A 21,483-nucleotide genomic window follows, 5' to 3' on the forward strand; every position below is an offset into this window, starting at 1 on the left:
GTTGTATGTGTGGAATAGCCGGAATTTTTAATCAGCATGGCCAAGCACCACAGCCACAAACCTTGGTCAATATGGCAGCCATCATGCACCATCGTGGTCCTGATGGCTTTGGTTACCAAATTTTGAAAGACACGGGCGTCGGTTTTAGCCATGCGCGGTTGTCTATTATCGACCTCAATGAACAGCGTGGGCGCCAGCCATTTGTCTCTACAGACGGTAACTTGCTATTAGCTCATAATGGTGAATTCTATGATTTTAAACGAATTCGAGCGGAATTAACTGCAGCAGGGGCTCGTTTTCAGAGTAAAAGTGATTCAGAAATTGTACTGCATCTCTACCAAGCCTATGGTTTAGCTGAAACGCTGACGCACTTGCGGGGCGAGTTTGCTTTTAGTTTGTACGATCAAACCGAAGATTGTCTCTATCTTGTGCGCGACCGCTTTGGCATCAAACCCTTGTATTACACCATGACAGAGACCGGCGTGGTGTTTGGATCTGAGTTAAAAGTGCTGTTTGCCCACCCAGAAGTCACTCGAGAGTTTTCCGACGAAGGCCTGTATCACCAGTTAATCCAAGTGATGGTGCCAGGCACTACGGCCTTTCAAGGGGTCTATCAAGTGCCTCCGGGGCATGTGGTAAAAATCAAACGACGCCATGGGCAACTGGATATTTCTTCGCACTGCTATTGGGATGTGAATTTTCCGCTAGAGAGTGATTATCCGGGCGCTGAGGTGAACGAACAAGAATACATTGATGGGGTTCGCAAGCACTTGCTCGAGGCGGTTCAGCATCGTTTAACGGCAGATGTGCCGGTGGGATGCTATTTGTCAGGCGGGATTGATAGCTGTGCTATTTTGGGCTTATCAGCAGCCGCCAGTCAGCACCCGATTAAAGCTTTTACCATTGGGTTTGATGCCGACGCTTACGATGAAACGCCTATTGCTGAAGAAATGGCCGCCGCCACCGGTGCCGAACATCATATTATGCGGCTAAATAGCGATGATTTGTATGACCATTTTGTCGCCACCATCTGGCATACCGAACGTACCATTTATAATACCCTTGGGGTGGCTAAGTATCTTATGAGCCAGCAAGTTAATCAGGTAGGCTATAAGGTGGTGTTAACAGGTGAGGGCTCTGATGAGTTGTTTGCCGGATATCCGGCGTTTCGTAAGGATATGTTCTTGCACGGACTCGACCATCTCCCTGAGTCGGAGCGGCAAGCCTGGCAGCAGTTGTTAGAGAAAAATAATCAACTCTTTAAGGGTGCTATGTTAGCGCGTGAAGAATTCATTAGCCCTGCTTTCAACGCTAAAATGGGATTTACTCCGAGTTGTGTGCAGCCTTGGCTGAGTTGTGGTGAACAAGCTTTGCCATTAATCGCGGCTAAGAGAAGGCAGTACTTAGAAGATTATGACGCTGGTAAAGCTATTGCTGAGACCTTAGATGAAACCATGTTACAAGGTCGTCATCCACTGGATAGAGCACAATATGTGTGGATCAAGACCATGTTAGAAGGGCAGATTTTAACTTGGGGCGGAGACCGAGTTGATATGGCTCACTCGATGGAAGCACGGCCAGCGTTCTTAGATCATCATTTGGCGGAGTATGCATTTAAGGTACCGCCGCACTTGCGTATCAAAGGCAATAAAGAAAAGTATGTGTTGCGTGAAGCAATGAGGGGACTCCTGCCCGAGGTATTGTATAAGCGCGAGAAATTTGCCTTTATGGCGCCGCCGGCCCACACAGATCCAGCTAAATGGCAGGCGGTATTAAAGTTGGCGCAGCATTATTTATCAGCTGAGGCTATTGCGGAAGCAGGGTTACTGGATTATCAACAGGTACAAGAAGTGTTTCAGCGACACGAGTCAGAGCAGGTGCCTATCGATGAAAAAGTACAGTTAGATGCACTTATTAATCATCTGCTCGGGGTGCAGATCATGCATCATCACTTTATAAAAACTGATGTGCCAGCCCTAGCTCAGCAACGGGCAGATGAGCTAGGCTGGCATGCTTAAGCAGTTAGATTAGCGTACCAGTTGCAGCAATGCTTGAGCTAACTCGGTGTTGTCTAAATAGCCACGGAAGGCCTCCGCACCAGGGCCGGTTGCCATCACCGGAACATCAACCGCGGTGTGACCGGTGGTGGTCCAGCCGGTACGAGTGTGTTCGCTAATGATCTGCACCAATACCTTACCTAGCGGATATTGCCGATCGCGGCCACGCAATGAGTCGTCAATCTGCACTTGCTCTAGCTGCTGCCATTGTTGTTCCGTTACCGGTAAGTTCAGGATTGGGGCTAGATAATCACGCCATTGCTCACGCGGTAGTTGCAATAATTGTTTGGTCATTTGCTCTAACGAAGCAGTAATGCCCATAACCTGTTCTGAATGCCATGCGTATTCACCGCCTTGGCCTAGGGTTAAACCACCGGTTGAATGGTCGGCAGTAATCACTAATAGGGTATTTGGGTGCTGCGCTAGGTACTCACGCACAACCTGCACTGCGGCAGCAAAATCGGCCATCTCATGCACCGCACAAGCGATATCGTTGGCATGCCCACACCAGTCAATCATGCTGCCTTCTACCATCAAGGCAAACGGCTTGTTGGTTTGCTGGCTTTGCTCGGTGAGTAAGCGTAATGCTTGGCTGGTCATGTGAGCAAGGCGGCCTGGCTTATCATCGATGGCGAAAGGTAAGGCTTTGTCAGCAAACAAGCCTAATACCGGCAGTTGCTGTTGTTGATCCAATTCAGTGGCATCGGTAAGGATGCTCAAACCTTGCTGCTGCAACTGCGGCAGCCAGTTTTTATCATCCCGATGAAAATACTGATAGCCGCCACCTAATAACACATCAAAGCTCAAGCCACCGTTAGTGACTTGGCTAGCATAGCTATCGGCAATCTCGTTATATTGATTTCGTGAAGGGTGATGGGTAAAAAAGCTTGCTGGAGTGGCATGGTTGACTTGAACGGTAGCTACAGCACCGGTGCCCCAGCCATGTTCACGAGCTTTTTCCATCAGCGTTTGTTGTGGATTTTTTTGCGCATCAATTCCTATCGCGCCGTTGTAGCTTTTCACACCTGTAGCAAGGGCAGTTGCGCTGGCAGCTGAGTCGGTTACCCAAGTATCGTCATCAGGATAGGTAGTTGCCGCGCCAGTTAACAGGTCATCAAAAGGAGTTGCTGCTAGCTCACCGGCGCCAAGTTCACTCATGGCATAGCGATAGGCTGAAATGTATTCAAACCCCATACCGTCACCAATCATGAAAATAATATTAGGTGCACCGGAGCTTGTAGCCGTTGCATTAGCTGCTGCGCTATTGCCGTCAGCTGCTGGCTGGTTAGCACATGCGCTGAGTACCAGGGCAGCGGCAATACTACTGGCAAGGCAACCAAATTTAACCGCGGGGGCCGAAAACTTCATAACAACTCCTAAAAATAAAGCAGGTTTAATAACAAAGCTTAAAACTTAGCTATGACAGCTTAATGACAAGCTAAGGTTCAGTTACTGGGCGATGCATTGGCGCTGCGTTCGCTTCCACACTTTGGGTAGCCAATCGTGGCTGTTATCATCGATCGCAGCTAACGGATACTGCGCACCGAGATGGTACGTGGTATTGGCAGCCACCTCTAAACTAAAGGTCTGCGTGCGTGGTTGTTGCCGATAACGACGAAAGTCTTTGCTGGCAATCAATTCCATCAGCTCGATTTGATAGGTACCAGGACTTAATTGCACCACTGCCGTTTGTGCATCAATGCTACGGTTATTAATACGAGTAATTAGCACAGCATACAAATCGTGTGCGGCTGGTGGTTGTTGAAATACGCTAATGCGTCCACACACCTTGCTTTGGTTAGTGGTAAGGTTGAGCTCATTAAACTGATGATCAACAATCAACCGCCAGCCGGGGATCAAGGTAGCTTGGGCTGGACCCGAGAGGGTGATGCTTTGTTGTTGGCGCAGCACTTGTAGGGTGACCTGCTGCTGATGCTCCAAACTTTCGAGATAACCTAACACCGCGTCTAAACCAACCTCCGTCAACACTAAATCATCGACCTGTTGTACGACATCGCCTTGTTGCAAACCTAATTGAGCGGCCGTGCTGTTGCTGCGTACGACCAAAACGGTACCGTTGGTGCGCAACACCGCACCCCAATCAATATAGCTACGCGGCGGCTCCTGCAATAATACGGCTGGCTGTGAACCATAGAGTTTACTAGCGGCAATAGCGGTATCACGTGCCTGCTGGCGGATCTGTTCTTCGCTTTGCTGGGCCGCTGCCACGGTACCAGCTACAGCGCTAAAGCAAACTGCAAGTAACAAAGTGAGGGTAACTACAACCCAGCGATAATAAGCAGTCATCTTACCAAGCGTCCCTAGTCAACATGCTGTTACGAGCGGCTAAAAGTTGCTCAATGGTGGCGCTGTCGGCCTCTGCCAACACCGCTTGTTGAATTTGCCGATCCATGGTTTCTAGTTGATAGTCGGCAGCCAGCAGCATCGGTTGTTGTGAGCTTGCTGGAGCGGTCGCTGGGATCATTTGTTGATGGTAGGGTCCGGCTAACCAAAACCAGGCCAGTGTAGCCGCAGTCGGCAACAATAACCAGGGCCAGCGAGCTAAGGTAAGTTGGCGCCGGCGTGGCTTAGGCCAAGTCAGGTGCAAATCTGCGGTTTGCTGGGCCGACCATTGGCTCAGTTGTTGTTTCAGCTGTTGCTCTTCACGAGACGTCATCGGGGCCTCCTGTGGGTGCATCGGATTGTTGTGCTTGCCGCAATTTGTCTAGGGCGCGTTGATACCTTTTACGCACAGTAGCAGCAGTGGTATCAAACATGGCAGCTAATTCATTATGATTATAGTCTTCTACTAAGTATAACCATACTAAGCTGCGTTCGGCAGCAGTTAATACTGGCAGAATGTTTTCTAACTCACCAAAACTGTGCCAGTCGGCGGTTTGGCTCGGGTCTGAGTTAGTATCAAGCAGTTGCTGATAGTCGCTGTCGAGGTCTAGATCAAGATGCTGCTTTCTGAGTTGTGCGAGGGCATAGTTTATTGCAGACTTTTTCAACCAGCCGCCAAAAGCTTGTGGCTCACGTAGTTGGGGTAGCTTTGCAAAGGCTTGCAGAAAGACTTCTTGGGCCCAATCTTTGGCTTGCTCACGGTCATGACACAAGCCAAACAGGGTTTGCAGTACGGGCCGTTGAAATTGCTCAAATAACTGCCGCTGGGCGGTGTTTTGGCCACGCTGAGCAGCTTGCACCAGCGTGACACTAACCGGTTGACCAAACCCTGTTGCGCTCATGGTTGTTACTTAAAATTGAATATCAGCATACACAGGGTCATGGTCAGAAGCTCGATACGCAGATGGCGCATACCAATGGGCTTGGGTATCAGCGTAACTGTACTGCAGCGCAGTTGGCTCATCAGCGTTGATCGACCAGATACCTTGCTTAACGACCCGCGGGTTCAGTGCTGCTGATACCAGCAAATGATCAAGACTGCCTGCTTGAGCGTCATACACATAGCTGTATGCCGCTGCGTCAAAGCTATTCAAACGATTGTAGTAACCTTTGCTAAGCAGGGTGGTGATAGGGTCTTCTTTGGCGTATGCGTTAAAGTCACCGAGCAGCACTCGTAAGCTATGCCGGTTCAGCTCGGGGTGCTGGTCTAACGTATCAGCTAAGAGTTCAGCCGATTGGGTGCGCGTGGCATTCCAACAGGCTTGGCCATCGTCTTGATTCGCATCCGGGTGGCTACTATCTTTCGGGCAACTGCCCTTAGATTTAAAGTGATTAACGGCAACTACTAGATTTTCGACCGTATTAAGTGGTGCAAAACGTTGAATCAGTGGTAACCGGCTACGGCTATCAAACGGAGCCTGATTGATACTGACAACGGCTCCTTGAGGCTCTACTTTGTCGCTGCGGTAAAGCAAGCCATTGGTGATAGTATCGCTACCAAAACGCTCGTCACCTGCCTGAATAAAACGCCAAGGCTGACCTGTTTTAACTGCTAGCGCCTGGGTTAACTCAACTATAGCGCTGTGCTCAGCGTAGCCATCGTTCTCAATTTCCATCAAACCTATGATGTCAGCATTCATCGCTGCCAAGGCGGCCACAATTTTATCGTGTTGGCGTTTAAATTGTGCGGCAGTTTTAGCACCCCGTTGGGTAGGGAAAGTTTTTGCGTCGCCTTCGCCGTTAAAATAATTAAGGACGTTAAAAGCCGCCACTCGAATGGTGTTTTGGGCTGGTTGTGGCAGTGCTGCTGGGCGTGGATTACTGGCCTCAAACGTTAATTGCGTGGTTGGTTGCAAGCGGTACTGACGCTGATATTGGCTCATAATACCTACGGCGCCCTGCAGGGTATCGCCACTGCGCAAGGTGTTATCCGCACTTAACTCAGGCGCAGGGAAAGGTACTTGAGTAGGGTTCGGTGCCTGATTGTCATCAATCAGTAATTTAGCCAGTTGGTTTTGCTGTGCAAGTTGTTGGGCATCGGCTCCAGGAGCAACCACTTGGGTTGGGGTATAGAGGCGTTCATGGGCAACTTCAAATTGGCCATGGCGCGCTAACTGATAGTGTCCGTTAACTACTAAATCTTGGGCAAAGGCAACTAACATGCCCTCGTATTGCTCAAAACTATTCGCCTCAGCCTGAGGCAGCTGCAGAGCGATCGGTTCAGGTAACGTTTGTGGCGTACTACAGATGCTGACGCTGCTAACTTGCTGCAGTTGCGTTAATTGTTGCGCTTCAGCAACCACCCCGGTCACATAAACGAAACTACCTGCTGCAGCCGTTGCCGGTAACTCTTCAGTGGCAATAAAAAGTCCTTCAGCAGTAGCTGGGTCTTGATCTTGGTCGGCACTGGTACTTTGGATAAAAAAACCGCCCAGTTGCTCTGTTGCAGTCCAATCAGCGGTAATAATGCCCCGCGTGGTAACCATTTGACCAACCAGCGTAGATCTGTCGCTGGCCCCCTGAATGGTCGCAATGGCGGTGGTGTCAGCAAGACAGGCAGGATTGGTTTCAGTATTAGCACAACTCGCCAGCATCAAGGCTAGTGGCGCAAGTGCAACCGCACGGATTAACTTCTTGGTTGGAATGTTAGCGCGAATTGAATTTTTGTTGTTCATAGCTTCCTACTTCAAGTATCTCGGCTGCATCTAGTTTTTCTGCATCCATCATGGTGGCAATTCGTTGCATCGCTGCCACCAATTGGGATTGTTCCCAATCAGCGAGCGCTTGAAACTTACCGATAAAGTTTTCTTGCAAAGGTCGCGGGGCATCAGCTAAACGGGCCTGACCTGCCGCTGTTAATGTTAATACCACGCGACGTTTATCTAACGTACTGCGTTCGCGGTGAATCAACTGCCGGTGTTCAAGACGGTCAATTACGTTACTTACGGTGGCTGGGCTTAAGGTAATATTCTGTGCAACTGAGCTGGCAGTTATCCCGGCGGGGCAGGCTGCTATCTCACGTAAAATCAGCAGTTGTGGAGCGGTCAGCCCGGTTGTTTTATTCAACTGCTTTGAATACAAATCAGTCGCGCGAATCACCTTGCGCAAAGCTAATAATAATTCTTCGTATTTTTCCATAGATATCTCTCCCTGACTAGCGTCTAGCGGAGCGATCGGTCCGTCTAATTTGTACCACTAAGCCTAATTTAGGATGATCAAAGTAATGGGTTTCGTGACTAATCACTCGGCGTAACTGTTCTAAGCGGTAACTTCGTAAGAACCAATCACTAGTACTTTCAGTTGCTGTTAGCTGTTGCAGTGCCTGCTCAACTTGCGCACTCAATTGACGTTGATTGAAGCGCACTGCTTGCGGTTCGCGCAGCTCTAACTGGCTGTCGATATGCAAATAGTTGCCTACCAAATAAATATGAAGCAAGCCATCAAGTTCCCACACCGCCTCAGTGCGTTGGTTATCTGGCCGGGGCTGGCGCAATGGTGGTGGATTCGGCGTACCCGTATCGCTGTAATTTAATTGTAATTGTTGCTGGTTGGCTTGTTCTAGTAACCAGTTAAGTTCGGTGAATAATTGCTCGCTCGCCGGCGCAGTTGCTTCGCTGCCAGTCAGCGCAGCTTCAGGTTGCGATGGTAGGTCAGTAGCACTGACTATCGGTGGTAGTTGATAGCCCGAAGGTGCATACTCATGTCCGTAATTTTTGCCACCAAACAGGCGTAGGCTGTAATTCTGATTACGAGTAAAGACCGGGGTGCGGTAGGTAACATGGAGTAAAGGTGTTCCCACCCGCCGACGTTCTAGTTGCTCACGCATCTCAGTTAACTGGTGTTGGCCTGCATCGAGCAAAAAGGGTCGCGTTGCCGTATTGATATCGCCGTTATAACCGCTGACCACCTTGGTTGGTGCTTGCGCTAAGCTCCGGAGCATCAGCTCGGGCTGATACCAGGGCCGGCGCTGCTCTAAATCTAATTCAGCTTGCTGCGCACACCAGAGGCTTGGAGTGCGAATCGCAGGGCTTTCAGCTTCAGTTTCAGCTTCAGGGCAAACGGGTAAATCGAACAAGAGCGCCCAAAAATTAGGTGCGTAGTAGCTGCTCAACAAGTCATGCTTGGGGCGCAATTGGCGTGGTGCTAGCCACGGGAAGTTTTCACTGGTGTCAGCATCGAGGTGTTTAAAAACTAAAACTTCGACTTCAAACCAGCGCCAGCTTTCGGGGTCACTCAGTTTACTTTGGGCAACCGCAGTGGGAGCCAACATGCTACTGGTGATCATGACCGCCAACGGCACCAACCATACTGCTAGTGAGCCTAAGGGTTTTGCTAGGGGACGAAGTGAATGGCTGTTACTTAGCCTAGTTAAAAGCCTCATTCTGTGCCTCGTAATAATTGCTCCAACAGAGACTCTACCAGTTTCAACCGTGCTTGAGTATCTTCAGTTTTCATAAGAATGCGTAAACGATTAGGACCGTCTAGTTTATAGACATTCGGTTGGCTTTGGATAAGCTCAATCAGTTGTGCTGGTTGTACCTTATTATCTGGGCCAAACTCCAAGCTAATTCCCTGTTGACTACCTTCTACTTTGCGCAGCCCCAACAACGCAGCTTGGTTACGAATAGCCGTTACTCGTACTAAGTTTTTAACGGGTTCTGGCAGCAAACCAAAGCGGTCAATTAACTCAACTTGAATCTCATCTAACTCGCGTGGGCCGTTGGCGCTAGCAATACGCTTGTAAAGGCTTAATCGAATATTCACATCGCCAATATAATCTTCCGGCAGCAACGCAGGAACACGTAACTCAACCTCTGCTTGGGCTTTTAACAATTGCTCAAGTGCTGGTTCTTTACCATCACGCATGGCTTGCACGGCCTGCTCGAGCATCTCCATGTATAAGGTAAAGCCGATGCTTTCAATTTGGCCACTTTGCTCGTCACCTAATAGTTCACCAGCGCCACGAATTTCCAAATCATGAGTAGCTAGCATAAAGCCAGCACCAAGATCTTCAAGCTGCGAAATAGCCTCTAAGCGTTTCAAGGCATCTTTGGTCATGCGCTTCGGATGCGGCGTTAACAGATAGGCATAAGCTTGATGATGGGAACGCCCAACGCGGCCTCGTAATTGATGCATCTGCGCCAAGCCTAAATGATCAGCGCGGTCCATAATGATGGTATTTGCAGTAGGTACATCAATGCCTGTTTCAACAATGGTGGTACAAACCAAGACATTGAAACGCTGATGATAAAAATCAGACATGATACGTTCAAGTTCACGTTCTCGCATCTGTCCATGCGCCACAGTGATGCGTGCTTCGGGCACTAATTCTGCCAATTCGCGTGCAGTTTTTTCAATAGTTTCAACATTGTTGTGGAGGAAATATACTTGGCCTCCGCGCAAAATTTCACGTAACACAGCTTCGCGAATAGTGGGTTCATCATATTCGCGCACGAAGGTCTTAACAGCCAAACGTTTGGCGGGTGGGGTGGCAATAATGGATAAATCTCGCACCCCATGCATGGCCATATTTAAAGTTCTTGGGATGGGCGTTGCGGTTAAGGTCAGAATATCAACATCAGCGCGTAAACGCTTAATCGCTTCTTTTTGGCGAACGCCGAAGCGATGTTCTTCATCGACAATCAGCAAACCAAGATCGTGAAAGGCCACATCGGCGCTCAGTAATTTGTGGGTGCCAATCACCAAATCAATCTTACCAGCGGCGAGGTCTGCTAGTATTTGTTTGGTTTGTTTGCTGGTTTTAAAACGTGACAGTACTTCTACGCGGATGGGCCAATCGGCAAAGCGGTCTTTAAAGTTCTCAAAATGTTGTTGTGCCAATAGGGTCGTAGGCACTAATACTGCCACTTGTTTGCCATCGTTTACCGCAACAAAAGCAGCGCGCATGGCTACTTCTGTTTTACCGAAACCTACATCGCCACACACCAGCCTATCCATAGCTCGGTTACTTTGCATGTCATCGAGCACGCCAGCGATGGCTTGTTGTTGATCGTCCGTTTCTTCAAATGGAAAGCTCGCCGCAAACCGGCGGTATTCTTCTTGGTTTAGCTGAAAAGCATAGCCTGGCTTGGCTTCGCGTCTAGCATAGACATCCAGTAACTCTGCGGCCACATCACGAATTTTTTCTGCCGCTTTGCGTTTGGCTTTTTCCCACTGGTCGTTGCCTAATTTGTGCAGTGGAGCTGACGCTTCTTCACCGCCGCTGTACCGGCTCAGAACATGGAGTGAGGCTACCGGAACATATAAAATGCTTTGTTGGGCATACTCAATAGTCACAAACTCGGTTGTGATACCACCAGCCTCGAGGGTTTTCAGCCCCTGATAACGACCTACACCATGATCAATGTGCACCACCGGTTGGCCGATACGTAACTCAGCTAAGTTACGCACCATATTCTCGGCGTTGATGCCAGTTTGTGACTCTTTGCGGCGACGCTGGCTAATGCGGTGCCCTAGCAACTCAGTTTCAGTAATAATGGCAAGTTGTTGGGCTGGGAGGAGAAACGAGTGCACGACCGGAGCAATGCTAATGGCTGTATGCGCGCTGCCATCGACAAATTGTTGCAGATCATCTACTTCGGCGAGCGCCAACTTAAGTGGTGCCAATAGTTCTCGTAAGCTTTCACGGCGACCTGCAGATTCAACTAAAAATAGCACGCGGTACTGTTGCTGTTGTAGCTGGGTGAGCTTGTTGCGTAAGTTTTGCAGCGGATCTTTGAGCTGGTGATTAACTGCGATATCGGCAAGGGCTTCGGTAGCAAAGTGCTGTGGCCCCGGCTGAGCTTTATCGCTGGGTACCATGGCACGCACCCGCGGCAATTGCTTAAAGCCGGCATGTAGTTGATCGACCGTCATGAACACCTGATGCGGAGCCAACAGTGGACGCAAAGGATCATAGCGGCGTTGTTCATAACGTTGCTGAATGTCATGCCAGAGGCTGTCTAAACTGCCTTGGATATCACCAAAAGTGACCAGCAGGGCATTGTCCGGTAGATAATCAAATAAGGTCGCCATCTGCTCAAAAAACAGCGGCTGGTAATACTCGATACCGCCCGGAAAATGTTTATTAGAGACCTGGTAATACACTGAATCGCGCTCATTTGAGGCATTAAACAAGTCGCGGTAGCGAGCCCGAAACCCCTCAATTGCGGTCTCGTTGGTAGGAAACTCGTGAGCCGGCAGTAAATTGATTGCGTCTATTTCGGTTGCCGACAGTTGGGTATCTGGATCAAACAGTCGAATAGAATCTAATTCGTCGTCAAAAAAATCAAGCCGGTAGGGCTCATCGCAGCCCATCGGGAATAAATCAAGGAGCGAGCCGCGCACGCAAAATTCACCATGCTCCATGACTTGCGCCACGTGGCGGTATCCAGCCCGCTCTAGGCGTTGTCGTAGTTGGTGAATATCTAGCTGTTGCCCTTTGTTCAACTGCAATGCTTGACCGCTGACAAAATCTTTCGGTGCCACCCGGTGCAGCAAGGTATTGAGTGATACAATCAAAGCTCCGCGTTTGAGATCTGGCAATTGCGCGAGCACTTTGAGACGCTCAGAAATAATATCTTGGTGCGGTGAAAAGCTATCGTAAGGTAGGGTTTCCCAATCAGGAAACACCCACAGGTGTTCTCGCCAAGTTGGCGTAAAGTAGGCAATTTCTTGCTCGAGACGGTGCGCTTGTGGCGCATCTGGTGTCACTATTAAGACTGGACCGGGATGATTTTCAATGGTTTGGCCTAGGGCCATAGCAACGCTACTGCCATGTAACTCTTGCCAGGTAAGATCAATACTTGCTGAAGTTGGAGTAGGAGGGCTGAAAATTGATACCTGAGTCATGAATAAAATACGTCCGGATAGCCAACAATATAGGTTGTGATGAAGTATACCTGAACTTGCCGCTTGGATCAGTGGCGAGTTTTCTTTATGCTTGCAGCGCGTTAATTTTTAGGAACATGCATGGGCCAGTCAGCAGCAATATACCTTGGGCTTCGATATAGTCGTGCCAAGCACGGCAGTAAGTTCACTCGTTTTATTAATCGGTTTGCGTTTGCCGGAATTGTCGTGGGCGTCGCGGCACTCATCGTGGTGAGCTCGGTCATGAATGGTTTTGAACAGCAACTGAAACAACGTATTTTAGGTGTGGTGCCGCAACTCACAGTGAGCAGTGCTAATACTGCCGGCATCAGCGCAACCGACACTTTTATTCAGCAATTGCCAGCATTACCGGGCGAGCGCGCGAAAGTGCCCCAGGTAAGTAGTGCCGGGGTGGTGCAAAGTGGCGGTCAGCTGCGTCCGGTACTTATTCAAGGGTTATTTCCTGAGGTGGCTGGCGCCGCCGTGCAATGGCAACCGCTGCAACAGCACCTACAGTTTGGCGAGATAGAACGCCTGCAAGCAGGCGGTTATGGCGTTCTGATTGGTCAAGCCTTAGCGCAACAATTGGATGTCTGGCCCGGTGATAGTATCCGCGTGATTGCAGCCGCCGGCGGGGTTTACACACCCCTAGGCTTAATGCCAGCGCAACGGCAATTTACCATTGTTGGCATTGTAGCCATGCAATCAGAAGCCGATGGTCAGCTACTGGTGATGCACGGTAGCGATGCCGCACGGCTACTGCGTTTACCTGATTCACAGGTATCTGATGTGCGTTATTATTTCACCGATCCGTTTCAGGCGATTAGCGCTGCCGAATACTTGCAGCAGCAGTTGGGGCCTGACTTTAATGTGCGAAGCTGGCGCTCTCAATACGGTGAACTGTTTGATGCCGTAAACATGGAAAAACGCATGGTCGGCTTGATGCTTGGGCTGATTATCGCCGTCGCTGCGTTTAACATAGTGTCAGCGCTGATGATGCTCATTCAAGATAAGCAGACCGATATCGCTATTCTGCAAACCATGGGCATGCGCAAAAGTGGTATCTATCAGATGTTCCTCATGCAGGGCCTTACCAATGGCGTGATTGGCAGCCTGCTGGGGCTTACAGCGGGGGTATTGCTGGCTGGTAATTTAAACCAAGTGTTGAGTTTATTACAGGTAGATTTGAGTTTTACCGGGCAAGCCGGCTTACCTGTGCTAATGCAACCGGAGCAAATTGTCACGATAGTGCTGGCTGCGTTGTTATTGACCTTGTTAGCAACGTTATATCCAGCTTGGCGCGCTAGCCAAACTCAACCAGCACGGGCGTTAACCTATGAATAACCAAGCAGATACCGCAGCTGCGGCGCTTAGAGAGGAAGTACAGATGTTAATGGAATGCCGTCAAGTAAGTCGCCATTATCAAGATGGAGACCGGCAATTACAGGTGTTGCAAGAGGTAGACTTAAAGATAGCTGCCGGTGATATGCTGGCCATTGTGGGTAGCTCAGGGTCTGGTAAATCTACCTTATTGCATTGTATGGGCGGCCTCGATCAAGTGAGTTCGGGCGAGATCCTCTATAAAAACCAAGCCATTCAGCAGTGGTCGAGCGCGCAACTAGCCGATTGGCGCAATCAGCAATTGGGCTTTATTTACCAATTTCATCATTTGTTGCCAGAGTTTAATGCCCAAGAAAATGTGGCGATGCCACTGTTTATTGCTGGGGTGAAACGCGCAGAGGCACTCAAACAGGCTGCAGAATTGCTCGAACGAGTAGGGCTGCAGGCCCGTGCACGCCATCGTCCTAGCGAGCTATCGGGCGGTGAACGCCAGCGGGTGGCCATCGCACGGGCGTTGGTGAATCGACCCCAATTAGTCCTCGCCGATGAGCCCACAGGTAATTTGGATGATGCTACTGCAGCGAGTGTTTTTGCTTTGCTGCAACAGCTTAATCAAGAGCTAGCAACGGCTTTTGTGTTGGTTACACATGATCAAAGTTTGGCGGCACAACTGCCGCGCACTCTCCATTTGCAGCATGGTAAATTGGTCACGGCTAGCGCTTATGCTGCAGCGCAGCGAGAGACAAACTGATGCGAGCTTGGCAGTTAGCTTGGTTATTGGCGCGACGTTTTCGTGGTAAGCGTGAGCGCAGTGGCTTCGTTAGTTTTATCTCGGCGTCTTCGACGTTAGGGATAGCCCTTGGCTGTATGGTGTTTATCACTGGTCTAAGCGTGATGAACGGCTTTGAAGAGGTGTTACAGAAGCGTTTTTTGAGCTTGGTACCGCAAGTTGAATTTAGTGCGGTTAAGGGACAGCTTAAAGACCCTCAAGGGATTATTGAGTTGGCGCTAGCTCACCCTCAGGTAGCAAGTGCGCGAGCCGTTATTCGTAGCCAAGCATTGATCCAGCAAGGCACCGAATTTGTCGGCGTGCAACTAGAAGGTATCGCTACGGAACAGCCCCATGCCATTGCGGATTACATGCCAGCTGCAACTTGGCAACAATTACAACAACAACCTCGTGGCGTCGTATTAGGTAGTCAACTAGCAGCTCGCTTAGGCGTCCAAACGGGCGATAAATTAGCCTTGATGGTGGCTCAGCAGGGCAGTTTCAAACAGCCTAAACGCCAAGCTTTAACCGTGGTGGGTACTTTTACCTTCGGTGGCCAAGTGGATCACCAATACGCCTATGTTGATTTAACCACTGCGCAAGCCCTGATGGGCTTCAGTGAGGGTGCGCAAGCGGTTGAATTAGCGGTGACGGATATTTTTGCGGTGCAGCAAATCGCCACGCAGTTAGGCTATCAGATTGATGATTATGTGTATCTTGACCACTGGATGCGCTCGCAAGGGCATTTGTATCGCGATATTCAATTGGTGCGCTTGGTGATGTATTTGGTGTTGGTGTTAGTGTTAGCGGTGGCCTGCTTTAATATCGTCTCAACTCTGGTGATGACGGTGCAAGAAAAACAGCGCCACATAGGTATTTTAAGGACCATGGGATTGCGCCGCGTACGCATCATGCAGGTATTCATTTGGCAAGGCCTACAAAATGGGGTGTTGGGGATTAGTCTGGGCGTGCTGGCAGGAATTGTTCTGACGAGTTCGTTGCCCTACGTGCTGCAGTGGTTTCAGCAGCTAACGGGGGATACCTTGCTGGCAAGTGACGTTTATTTTGTCACTAGTATTCCCGTGCAACTGCAAGGGTTAGATATTGTCCTCGTGGCCTTGGTTGCTTTGCTGATGAGTGGTTTAGCAACGCTTTATCCGGCTTGGCAAGCATCGCGCACAGACATCGTTAAAGCTATTAGCGCAACTTAGTCTTCGCGCTAAGGCAAACAAGTTAATCAGGATCGTTGGAATGATTCCGTTTGTCTTGTTTGTGCGTGCGCTCATGGGGACGCTGTGCGTGCGGTAAATGCTCAATTGCCCGCTCTTTGGCTGCCGCTAACATGCGTGCAGCTCTGGCGCGCCAAGCATTTACCACAGACTGTCGCCAGAGCAAACTGATACTGATATAACCGATAATACTGACCAACACAGCCACAATAAAGCAGCCCAACAAAAAGGCCGGACCAATTGTTCCTATGCTTTGCGCCAGCCAACCCCAGGATAATTCAAACGCAAACGGCTGATTGCCTTGATCCAAAACCCAAGCCCCAAGCAAGTAGCAAAAGTAAAACAGCACCGGCATGGTGATTGGATTCGACACCCACACCAAAGCTACTGAAAGTGGTAAATTAACTCGCAATGGAATGGCCGCAGCAGCAGCTAGCAGCATTTGAAACGGCACCGGGATAAAGGCAAAGAATAAGCCCACTGCAAAAGCCCCGGCGGCGGAGCGTCGGTTTAAGTGCCAGAGGTTGGCATCATGCAGCAGACTTCCAAATATCTTCAAGCTACGACTATTACGAATAGACTCATGGCTTGGCATGATGCGTTGAATAAATTTCTTCGGCATTTTTTCTCGTTCAGACCTGTTGGGTCACCAACTAAGGTACAACATCCATGGATAGGTGGTTGTGCGCCGGGCTGTTTGGGTTTGCGTTAAGCTTTACTCTAGGCAAACCGATAGCATTCTGGCAATGGCTATTAGCCTCAACTTTAGTCGTAGTGGCTACATTCTATTGGCCTGCACAGCGCCGGCATAGCATCTTGTTAGGGTGCCTATTGTGCGGTATTGGGTGGGGCTCTGGCAATGCCTATTTCAGTCAAAACTGGCAAATACCCCCAAAGTGGCAGGGGCAACATGTAACCATAAACTTAGTGATTGAAGAGCTCCCACAACATGCTGAGGATTATTGGCGTTTGGCTGGAACGCTGACCGCGATTGATGGTGAAGCAGTACCATCAGCATGGCTACAACCGAGTGTAAAAGTGCGTTTGAATTGGTATGAACCTACTGCAGAGCGTCTGCCTCAAGCTGGAGAAACTTGGCAATTGCAAGTCAAGCTGAGGGCCCCGCAAGGAGTTCGCAATGAAGGTGGTTTTCTTTACCATCGTTATTTACTGAGCCAAGGTATTGTGGCGCTTGGCAGCATCAAGCAAGGCCACTATGTAGCTGGTAGAGCAAATTTACGACAACGCCTCTTTAATCGAATCGCACAGTTAGAGTTAAGCCAAGGGGGCATTTTAGCTGCATTGTTGGTAGGCGAGCGGCAACTTATTCCTACCGAGCAGTGGCAGGCTTATCAGCGCACCGGGTTAGCGCACTTGATTGCTATCTCAGGATTACATCTAAGTTTAGTTGCCGGTTTTGTGCTGCTTAGTGCCAAGCAACTGGGGCGGCGGCTGGGGCAGCAGCGCAGTAGGCGTGAACGCTTGAGCTTGGTGCTACCGAGTGCTTGGTTGGCCTTGTTAGTGGCGTTAGGCTATGCCTATTTGGCGGGGTTTGCTACCGCTACTACGCGCGCCTTTGCGATGTTGCTGGTGGTGTTATTGCACAAACAAGCTGGCCTTTACACGCCGCCCTCGCGAGTGCTGCTGCGCGCTGTGGCGCTGGTATGTTTGGTGGAGCCATTAGCACCGTTGCAGCCTGGCTTTTGGTTATCGGTGCTGGCCGTTGCGAGTATTTTGTTCATGCAGTGGCGCTGGCTGCCGGCTCAAGGTAAAGGTCGGGCAATCAGAATGCTCTGGCGGTTAGAGTGGGTGTTAACCTTGTTACTCTGGCCGCTTACTTTGGTCTGGTTTGGTGGTTTGCCGCTATTAGCTCCAGTAACAAACTTACTTTTGGTGCCTGTGTTCTCCTTGTGGGTGTTACCGTTAGCTTTACTGGCTCTGTTGGCGATGTTGCTACAACTTAGTTGGCTGAGCGAGTTGCTGTTGCGAATTGCGCAGTGGCCGATAGAGCTGGTTGAACCTGTACTCCTGTGGCTAGCACAGCAACCATGGCAATGGTTAGCAGCCGAACATTCCGCACCCCTGGAACTCTTGTTAGTGGGGTTAGTCTGTTGGTTTTTACCGTTAGCTTGGTATTGGCGTTTAACCAGTCTAGCCGCACTGCTATTGGTGTTAGCTATCCAACAGCAGTTGGTGCAGAACCAACAGCATTTGTGGGTGCATGTATTGGATGTAGAGCAAGGCAGCGCTGTGGTTATCGAACGCCAAGGTTTTGCGCTCTTGGTGGACGTGGGCGCGCGCTGGCCTAGTGGTGGTGATATGGCAGAGCGGGTGCTACTGCCTTTTTTACAGCAGCGTAGATTAACCCCCGAACTGGCTTTTATCAGTCACACGGACAGTGATCATCGCGGCGGCAGCGCTACGGTCAAAGCTCGTTATCCGCAGGTGCGTTGGTTCGGCAGCAATGAAGGCAGTGCTTGTGTGGCTGGCCAACAGGGCGATTGGCGCGGTGTGCATTGGCAAGTACTGCACCCGCGCCAACTGTCGGATAATCAACACAACGATCAGTCCTGCGTGTTGAAAATATCCTACGGCGCATTACAGATGTTACTCCCTGGGGATATCTCCACCCGTGCCGAACGCCAATTGCTAGCCCAGCTAGCACCGGTAGAAGCCGAGGTACTGGTGTTGGCCCATCATGGCAGCAATAGCTCCAGTGAGAGCTACTTTTTGCAGGCGGTTAAACCAAGTATCAGTATCGCCAGTAGAGGCCGAAATAACGCCTATGGGATGGTTAGCCCAGCGGTAAAAGAGCGGTTACAGCAGTTACAGATCCCGTTGCTAGATACGGCCATGGGTGGGCAGATAAGCATCTATGCAGATAGTCAGCAGTGGTATGTACAACAGCCCTATGCCGCAGCTGTCAGGCCATGGTTTGACGCAGACAACTAGCCAGTTACTAGGTAAAACGGTTAGAATGGCGCTAATCTATGGCTAAATGATGGCTAAACTGCATATTACATGAGCACAGAAACTATCCCAGACGCTGTTAAACAGCGCACTTTTAAGCGCTTGTTAGCGTACATAAAACCTTATCGTGCAGCCTTTTCACTGTCAATTTTTGGCATGTTAGGTTACGCGGCAGTTGATACTTTTTTCTTCTCCCAGATAGAAACCCTGATTGATGATGGTTTAACCGAACATAACCCTAAAATTTTGCTTTACGGTGCAATTTTTGTACCTTTGGTTTTTATAGGTCGTGGCTTATTTAACTTTATTTCGACCTACTTCTTGAATTGGGTAGGTTTTCGGGTTGTGACAACCATGCGGCAACAGCTGTTTGACCACATGGTGAAGTTACCCGTTAGCTTTCACGACAACCACTCAACCGGCGAACTGCTGTCAAAAATTACTTACACCTCACAACAAGTCGCTGAGGCTAGTAGCCGTGCGGTGCTTGTCTTGATCCGTGAAGGTGCCTTTGTGATCGGCTTGTTGAGCTTGATGTTCTATCATAGCTGGCAGCTTAGTTTAGTATTTTTGGTGGTGGGACCGCTTATTGCTAAAGTGGTGTCCGTGGTTTCTAAACGTTTTCGGCAAGTATCGCGCCGTATTCAAACGGCGATGGGCAATGTCACCACCACGGCAGAACAGATGCTAAATGGGCATAAAGTGGTGGTGATGTACGAAGGCCAAAAACGCGAATCTAAACGCTTCAGTGATATTAATAATGTCACTCGTAATCAAAATATGAAGCTGGTCACCTCGCAATCTCTAAGCACCTCGGTGATTCAGCTGATCGCCTCTTTTAGTTTGTCGATGGTGTTGGTGTTGGCCAGCTTTCCAGAGATGCTCACAGAGCTCTCGGCAGGTGCCTTTACTACTTTGTTAACGTCGATGATCATGCTACTGCGTCCGCTCAAACAATTAACCACTGTCAATAGTGATTTTCAACGAGGCATTGCTGCGGCGCAGAGTATCTTTGAAGTATTAGATGAGCGTCCAGAGCAAGATACCGGCAAGTTGGTGATAGAGCGAGCGCAAGGCAATATTCGTTTTGACGATGTACAGTTTGCTTATGGCGATAGTGATGCGCCGGCTTTGGATCACGTTAGCTTTGAAGTAACGGCGGGTAAAACCTTGGCCCTGGTAGGGCGTTCGGGCAGTGGTAAATCGACCATCTCGAACTTGCTGACACGTTTCTATACCCCGCAAGGGGGTAGGATCTTGCTTGATGGCGTGGATATTTACGACTACAAACTCAAATGTTTGCGGCGTCAGTTTGCGTTGGTATCTCAGCATGTGACTTTGTTTAACGATACCATCGCCAATAACATTGCCTATGGTGCGCGTAGTGAAGTAACCCCAGAACGTATCCGCGAAGTAGCAGAACAAGCCTTTATCACCGAATTTACGGATAACTTGCCACTTGGGTTAGATACCATGGTTGGTGAGAATGGGGTGATGTTATCTGGTGGTCAGCGTCAACGGATCGCTATAGCCCGCGCTTTGTTGCGTGATGCTCCGATTTTAATTTTAGATGAGGCGACATCGGCGTTGGATACTGAATCAGAACGACACATCCAAAAAGCACTGAGCCGGTTACAGCAGAATCGTACCTCGATCGTGATTGCACATCGGCTATCAACCATCGAAAATGCCGATGAGATTTTAGTGATGGAAGACGGCAAAGTTCTAGAGCGTGGCAGCCATGCCGAGCTTATTGAACGTCAAGGCGCTTATTATCAATTGCACAGCCTGCAGTTTAATGGAGGCGAGTTGTAATGGCGTTGCAGCGGGCCTGGTACCGGCCCCGCTTAACTTGGTGGCTCGTTTTGCTGCTGCCGTTACAGGCCTTATTTGTGCTTCTGAGTAACCTGCGCCGGTGGAGTTATAAAATTGGCTTAAAGCGCGCTTATCGAGCGCCAGTTCCAGTCATTGTGGTAGGTAATATTAGTGTCGGTGGCACGGGTAAAACGCCCGTCACCCAAGCGCTAATTGCCTGGCTAAAAGCCCAAGGCTGGCAGCCCGCTATCATTTCACGCGGGTACGGCGGGCAGGGGCCGTTTCCCTTATTGCTCGATAGCACTATCGACCCCGCCATTAACGCGCGTCATAGTGGTGATGAGCCTTGGTTATTAGCGCAGCGCTGCCAGGTACCGGTAGCCGTTGGCAGCAACCGTGAGCAGAGTATCAAGCTGTTACTTCAACAGCATCCCCAGATTAATCTTATTGTCAGCGATGATGGCTTGCAGCATTACGCCTTAGCTCGTGATCTTGAGCTGGCTGTGATTGATGCTGAGCGCGGCCTTGGCAATGGTTGGCGCTTACCCATGGGGCCGTTACGGGAGCCGCAGCACCGCTTACAACAGGTAGATTTAGTGGTGCAGAATGGCACGGGTGAACGCAGTTGGGGCTGGCAGTTTAGCTTGCAAGCTGGCAGGTGGCATCAAGTAGCAAGTCAGCAGCCGATGCCATTACCTCCGCCGCCTTATGTGGCTGTGGCTGGTATTGGTCATCCGCAACGCTTTTTTACCACCTTAAGGCAGCTTCGTATCGAGCCGGCAGCTTGCTATCCTTTTGCCGACCATTATGCTTATCAAGCCAGCGACTTTGCGTCCATGCCAGCTGACCATACGGTTTTAATGACGGAAAAAGATGCCGCTAAATGCCGCTCTTTCGCCCCTGAGAACTGGTATTATTTGCCGGTGCAAGCGCACTTTGAACAAGATTTTTGGCTGCAATTGCAACAGCTGCTAGCGCCTGTAGCAGCCCAACAGCAAGTCGCCCTATCAACGGAAGCGAATGGATAGTT

At 49.8% G+C, this 21,483-nt stretch carries 15 protein-coding genes and 1 pseudogene; 7 read left to right on the top strand and 9 right to left on the bottom strand.

The features are described 5' to 3' along the window. Window positions 1–5: 5 nt before the first annotated feature. Window positions 6–2,018, top strand: coding sequence for an asparagine synthase (glutamine-hydrolyzing) (gene asnB, locus NOG12_RS00905; protein WP_313932155.1), 2,013 nt, complete (start codon window positions 6–8; stop codon window positions 2,016–2,018). A 9-nt stretch (window positions 2,019–2,027) separates the two neighbouring features. On the opposite strand, the gene NOG12_RS00910 is transcribed toward asnB, so the two are convergent. From NOG12_RS00910 to mfd, 8 genes are all read right to left on the bottom strand, one after another. After that, on the bottom strand, window positions 2,028–3,425 hold the full coding sequence (locus NOG12_RS00910) for an alkaline phosphatase (protein WP_313932156.1): 1,398 nt from the start codon (window positions 3,423–3,425) through the stop codon (window positions 2,028–2,030). Window positions 3,426–3,506: 81 nt separating this feature from the next. Continuing rightward, the gene (locus NOG12_RS00915) at window positions 3,507–4,364 is read right to left on the bottom strand and encodes a hypothetical protein (RefSeq protein ID WP_313932157.1); all 858 of its coding nucleotides are present in this window, start codon (window positions 4,362–4,364) and stop codon (window positions 3,507–3,509) included. A gap of 1 nt (window position 4,365) precedes the next feature. Continuing rightward, a complete protein-coding gene (locus tag NOG12_RS00920; RefSeq protein ID WP_313932158.1) occupies window positions 4,366–4,734 on the bottom strand; it encodes a hypothetical protein in 369 nt (122 codons plus the stop codon). Beyond that, window positions 4,721–5,302 (bottom strand): RNA polymerase sigma factor, encoded by a 582-nt coding sequence (locus tag NOG12_RS00925; protein ID WP_313932159.1) that lies wholly within the window; start codon window positions 5,300–5,302, stop codon window positions 4,721–4,723. The genes NOG12_RS00920 and NOG12_RS00925 overlap by 14 nt, the downstream gene beginning before the upstream one ends. A 9-nt stretch (window positions 5,303–5,311) precedes the next feature. Next, complete coding sequence (locus tag NOG12_RS00930; protein ID WP_313932160.1) at window positions 5,312–7,135, bottom strand: ExeM/NucH family extracellular endonuclease; 1,824 nt, start codon at window positions 7,133–7,135, stop codon at window positions 5,312–5,314. After that, window positions 7,107–7,598 carry a MarR family winged helix-turn-helix transcriptional regulator gene (locus NOG12_RS00935; RefSeq protein WP_110075364.1) on the bottom strand — a complete coding sequence of 164 codons (492 nt, stop codon included), beginning with the start codon at window positions 7,596–7,598 and terminating at the stop codon, window positions 7,107–7,109. Before NOG12_RS00935 ends, NOG12_RS00930 begins: the two co-directional genes overlap by 29 nt. 16 nt (window positions 7,599–7,614) lie before the next feature. Beyond that, complete coding sequence (locus NOG12_RS00940) at window positions 7,615–8,841, bottom strand: CsiV family protein (RefSeq protein WP_313932161.1); 1,227 nt, start codon at window positions 8,839–8,841, stop codon at window positions 7,615–7,617. Beyond that, a complete protein-coding gene (gene mfd, locus NOG12_RS00945) occupies window positions 8,838–12,311 on the bottom strand; it encodes a transcription-repair coupling factor (protein WP_313932162.1) in 3,474 nt (1,157 codons plus the stop codon). Before mfd ends, NOG12_RS00940 begins: the two co-directional genes overlap by 4 nt. A gap of 120 nt (window positions 12,312–12,431) precedes the next feature. On the opposite strand from mfd, the gene NOG12_RS00950 reads away from it, so the two are divergent. The 3 genes from NOG12_RS00950 to NOG12_RS00960 are packed head-to-tail and all read left to right on the top strand — an operon-like array spanning window position 12,432 to window position 15,650. Continuing rightward, window positions 12,432–13,673 carry a lipoprotein-releasing ABC transporter permease subunit gene (locus tag NOG12_RS00950; protein WP_313932163.1) on the top strand — a complete coding sequence of 414 codons (1,242 nt, stop codon included), beginning with the start codon at window positions 12,432–12,434 and terminating at the stop codon, window positions 13,671–13,673. Continuing rightward, the gene (lolD, locus tag NOG12_RS00955; protein ID WP_313932164.1) at window positions 13,666–14,421 is read left to right on the top strand and encodes a lipoprotein-releasing ABC transporter ATP-binding protein LolD; all 756 of its coding nucleotides are present in this window, start codon (window positions 13,666–13,668) and stop codon (window positions 14,419–14,421) included. Before NOG12_RS00950 ends, lolD begins: the two co-directional genes overlap by 8 nt. Next, the gene (locus NOG12_RS00960; protein WP_313932165.1) at window positions 14,421–15,650 is read left to right on the top strand and encodes a lipoprotein-releasing ABC transporter permease subunit; all 1,230 of its coding nucleotides are present in this window, start codon (window positions 14,421–14,423) and stop codon (window positions 15,648–15,650) included. The genes lolD and NOG12_RS00960 overlap by 1 nt, the downstream gene beginning before the upstream one ends. A 142-nt stretch (window positions 15,651–15,792) precedes the next feature. On the opposite strand, the pseudogene NOG12_RS00965 reads toward NOG12_RS00960, so the two are convergent. Continuing rightward, a pseudogene (locus NOG12_RS00965) lies at window positions 15,793–16,290 on the bottom strand (DUF2062 domain-containing protein); the annotation flags it as partial. 47 nt (window positions 16,291–16,337) lie between these two features. Between NOG12_RS00965 and NOG12_RS00970 the strand changes: the two are divergent. The 3 genes from NOG12_RS00970 (at window position 16,338) to lpxK (ending at window position 21,481) form a co-directional block, all read left to right on the top strand. After that, window positions 16,338–18,620: a DNA internalization-related competence protein ComEC/Rec2 gene (locus NOG12_RS00970; protein WP_313932166.1), complete on the top strand. Its 2,283-nt coding sequence runs from the start codon at window positions 16,338–16,340 to the stop codon at window positions 18,618–18,620. Between the two features lie 69 nt (window positions 18,621–18,689). Then, a complete protein-coding gene (msbA, locus tag NOG12_RS00975) occupies window positions 18,690–20,453 on the top strand; it encodes a lipid A export permease/ATP-binding protein MsbA (protein ID WP_313932167.1) in 1,764 nt (587 codons plus the stop codon). Further along, window positions 20,453–21,481 (top strand): tetraacyldisaccharide 4'-kinase, encoded by a 1,029-nt coding sequence (gene lpxK, locus NOG12_RS00980; RefSeq protein WP_313932168.1) that lies wholly within the window; start codon window positions 20,453–20,455, stop codon window positions 21,479–21,481. The genes msbA and lpxK overlap by 1 nt, the downstream gene beginning before the upstream one ends. Window positions 21,482–21,483 lie beyond the last annotated feature (2 nt).

This window comes from Pseudidiomarina fusca (genome assembly GCF_032227045.1).
Taxonomy (GTDB): Bacteria; Pseudomonadota; Gammaproteobacteria; order Enterobacterales; family Alteromonadaceae; genus Pseudidiomarina; species Pseudidiomarina fusca.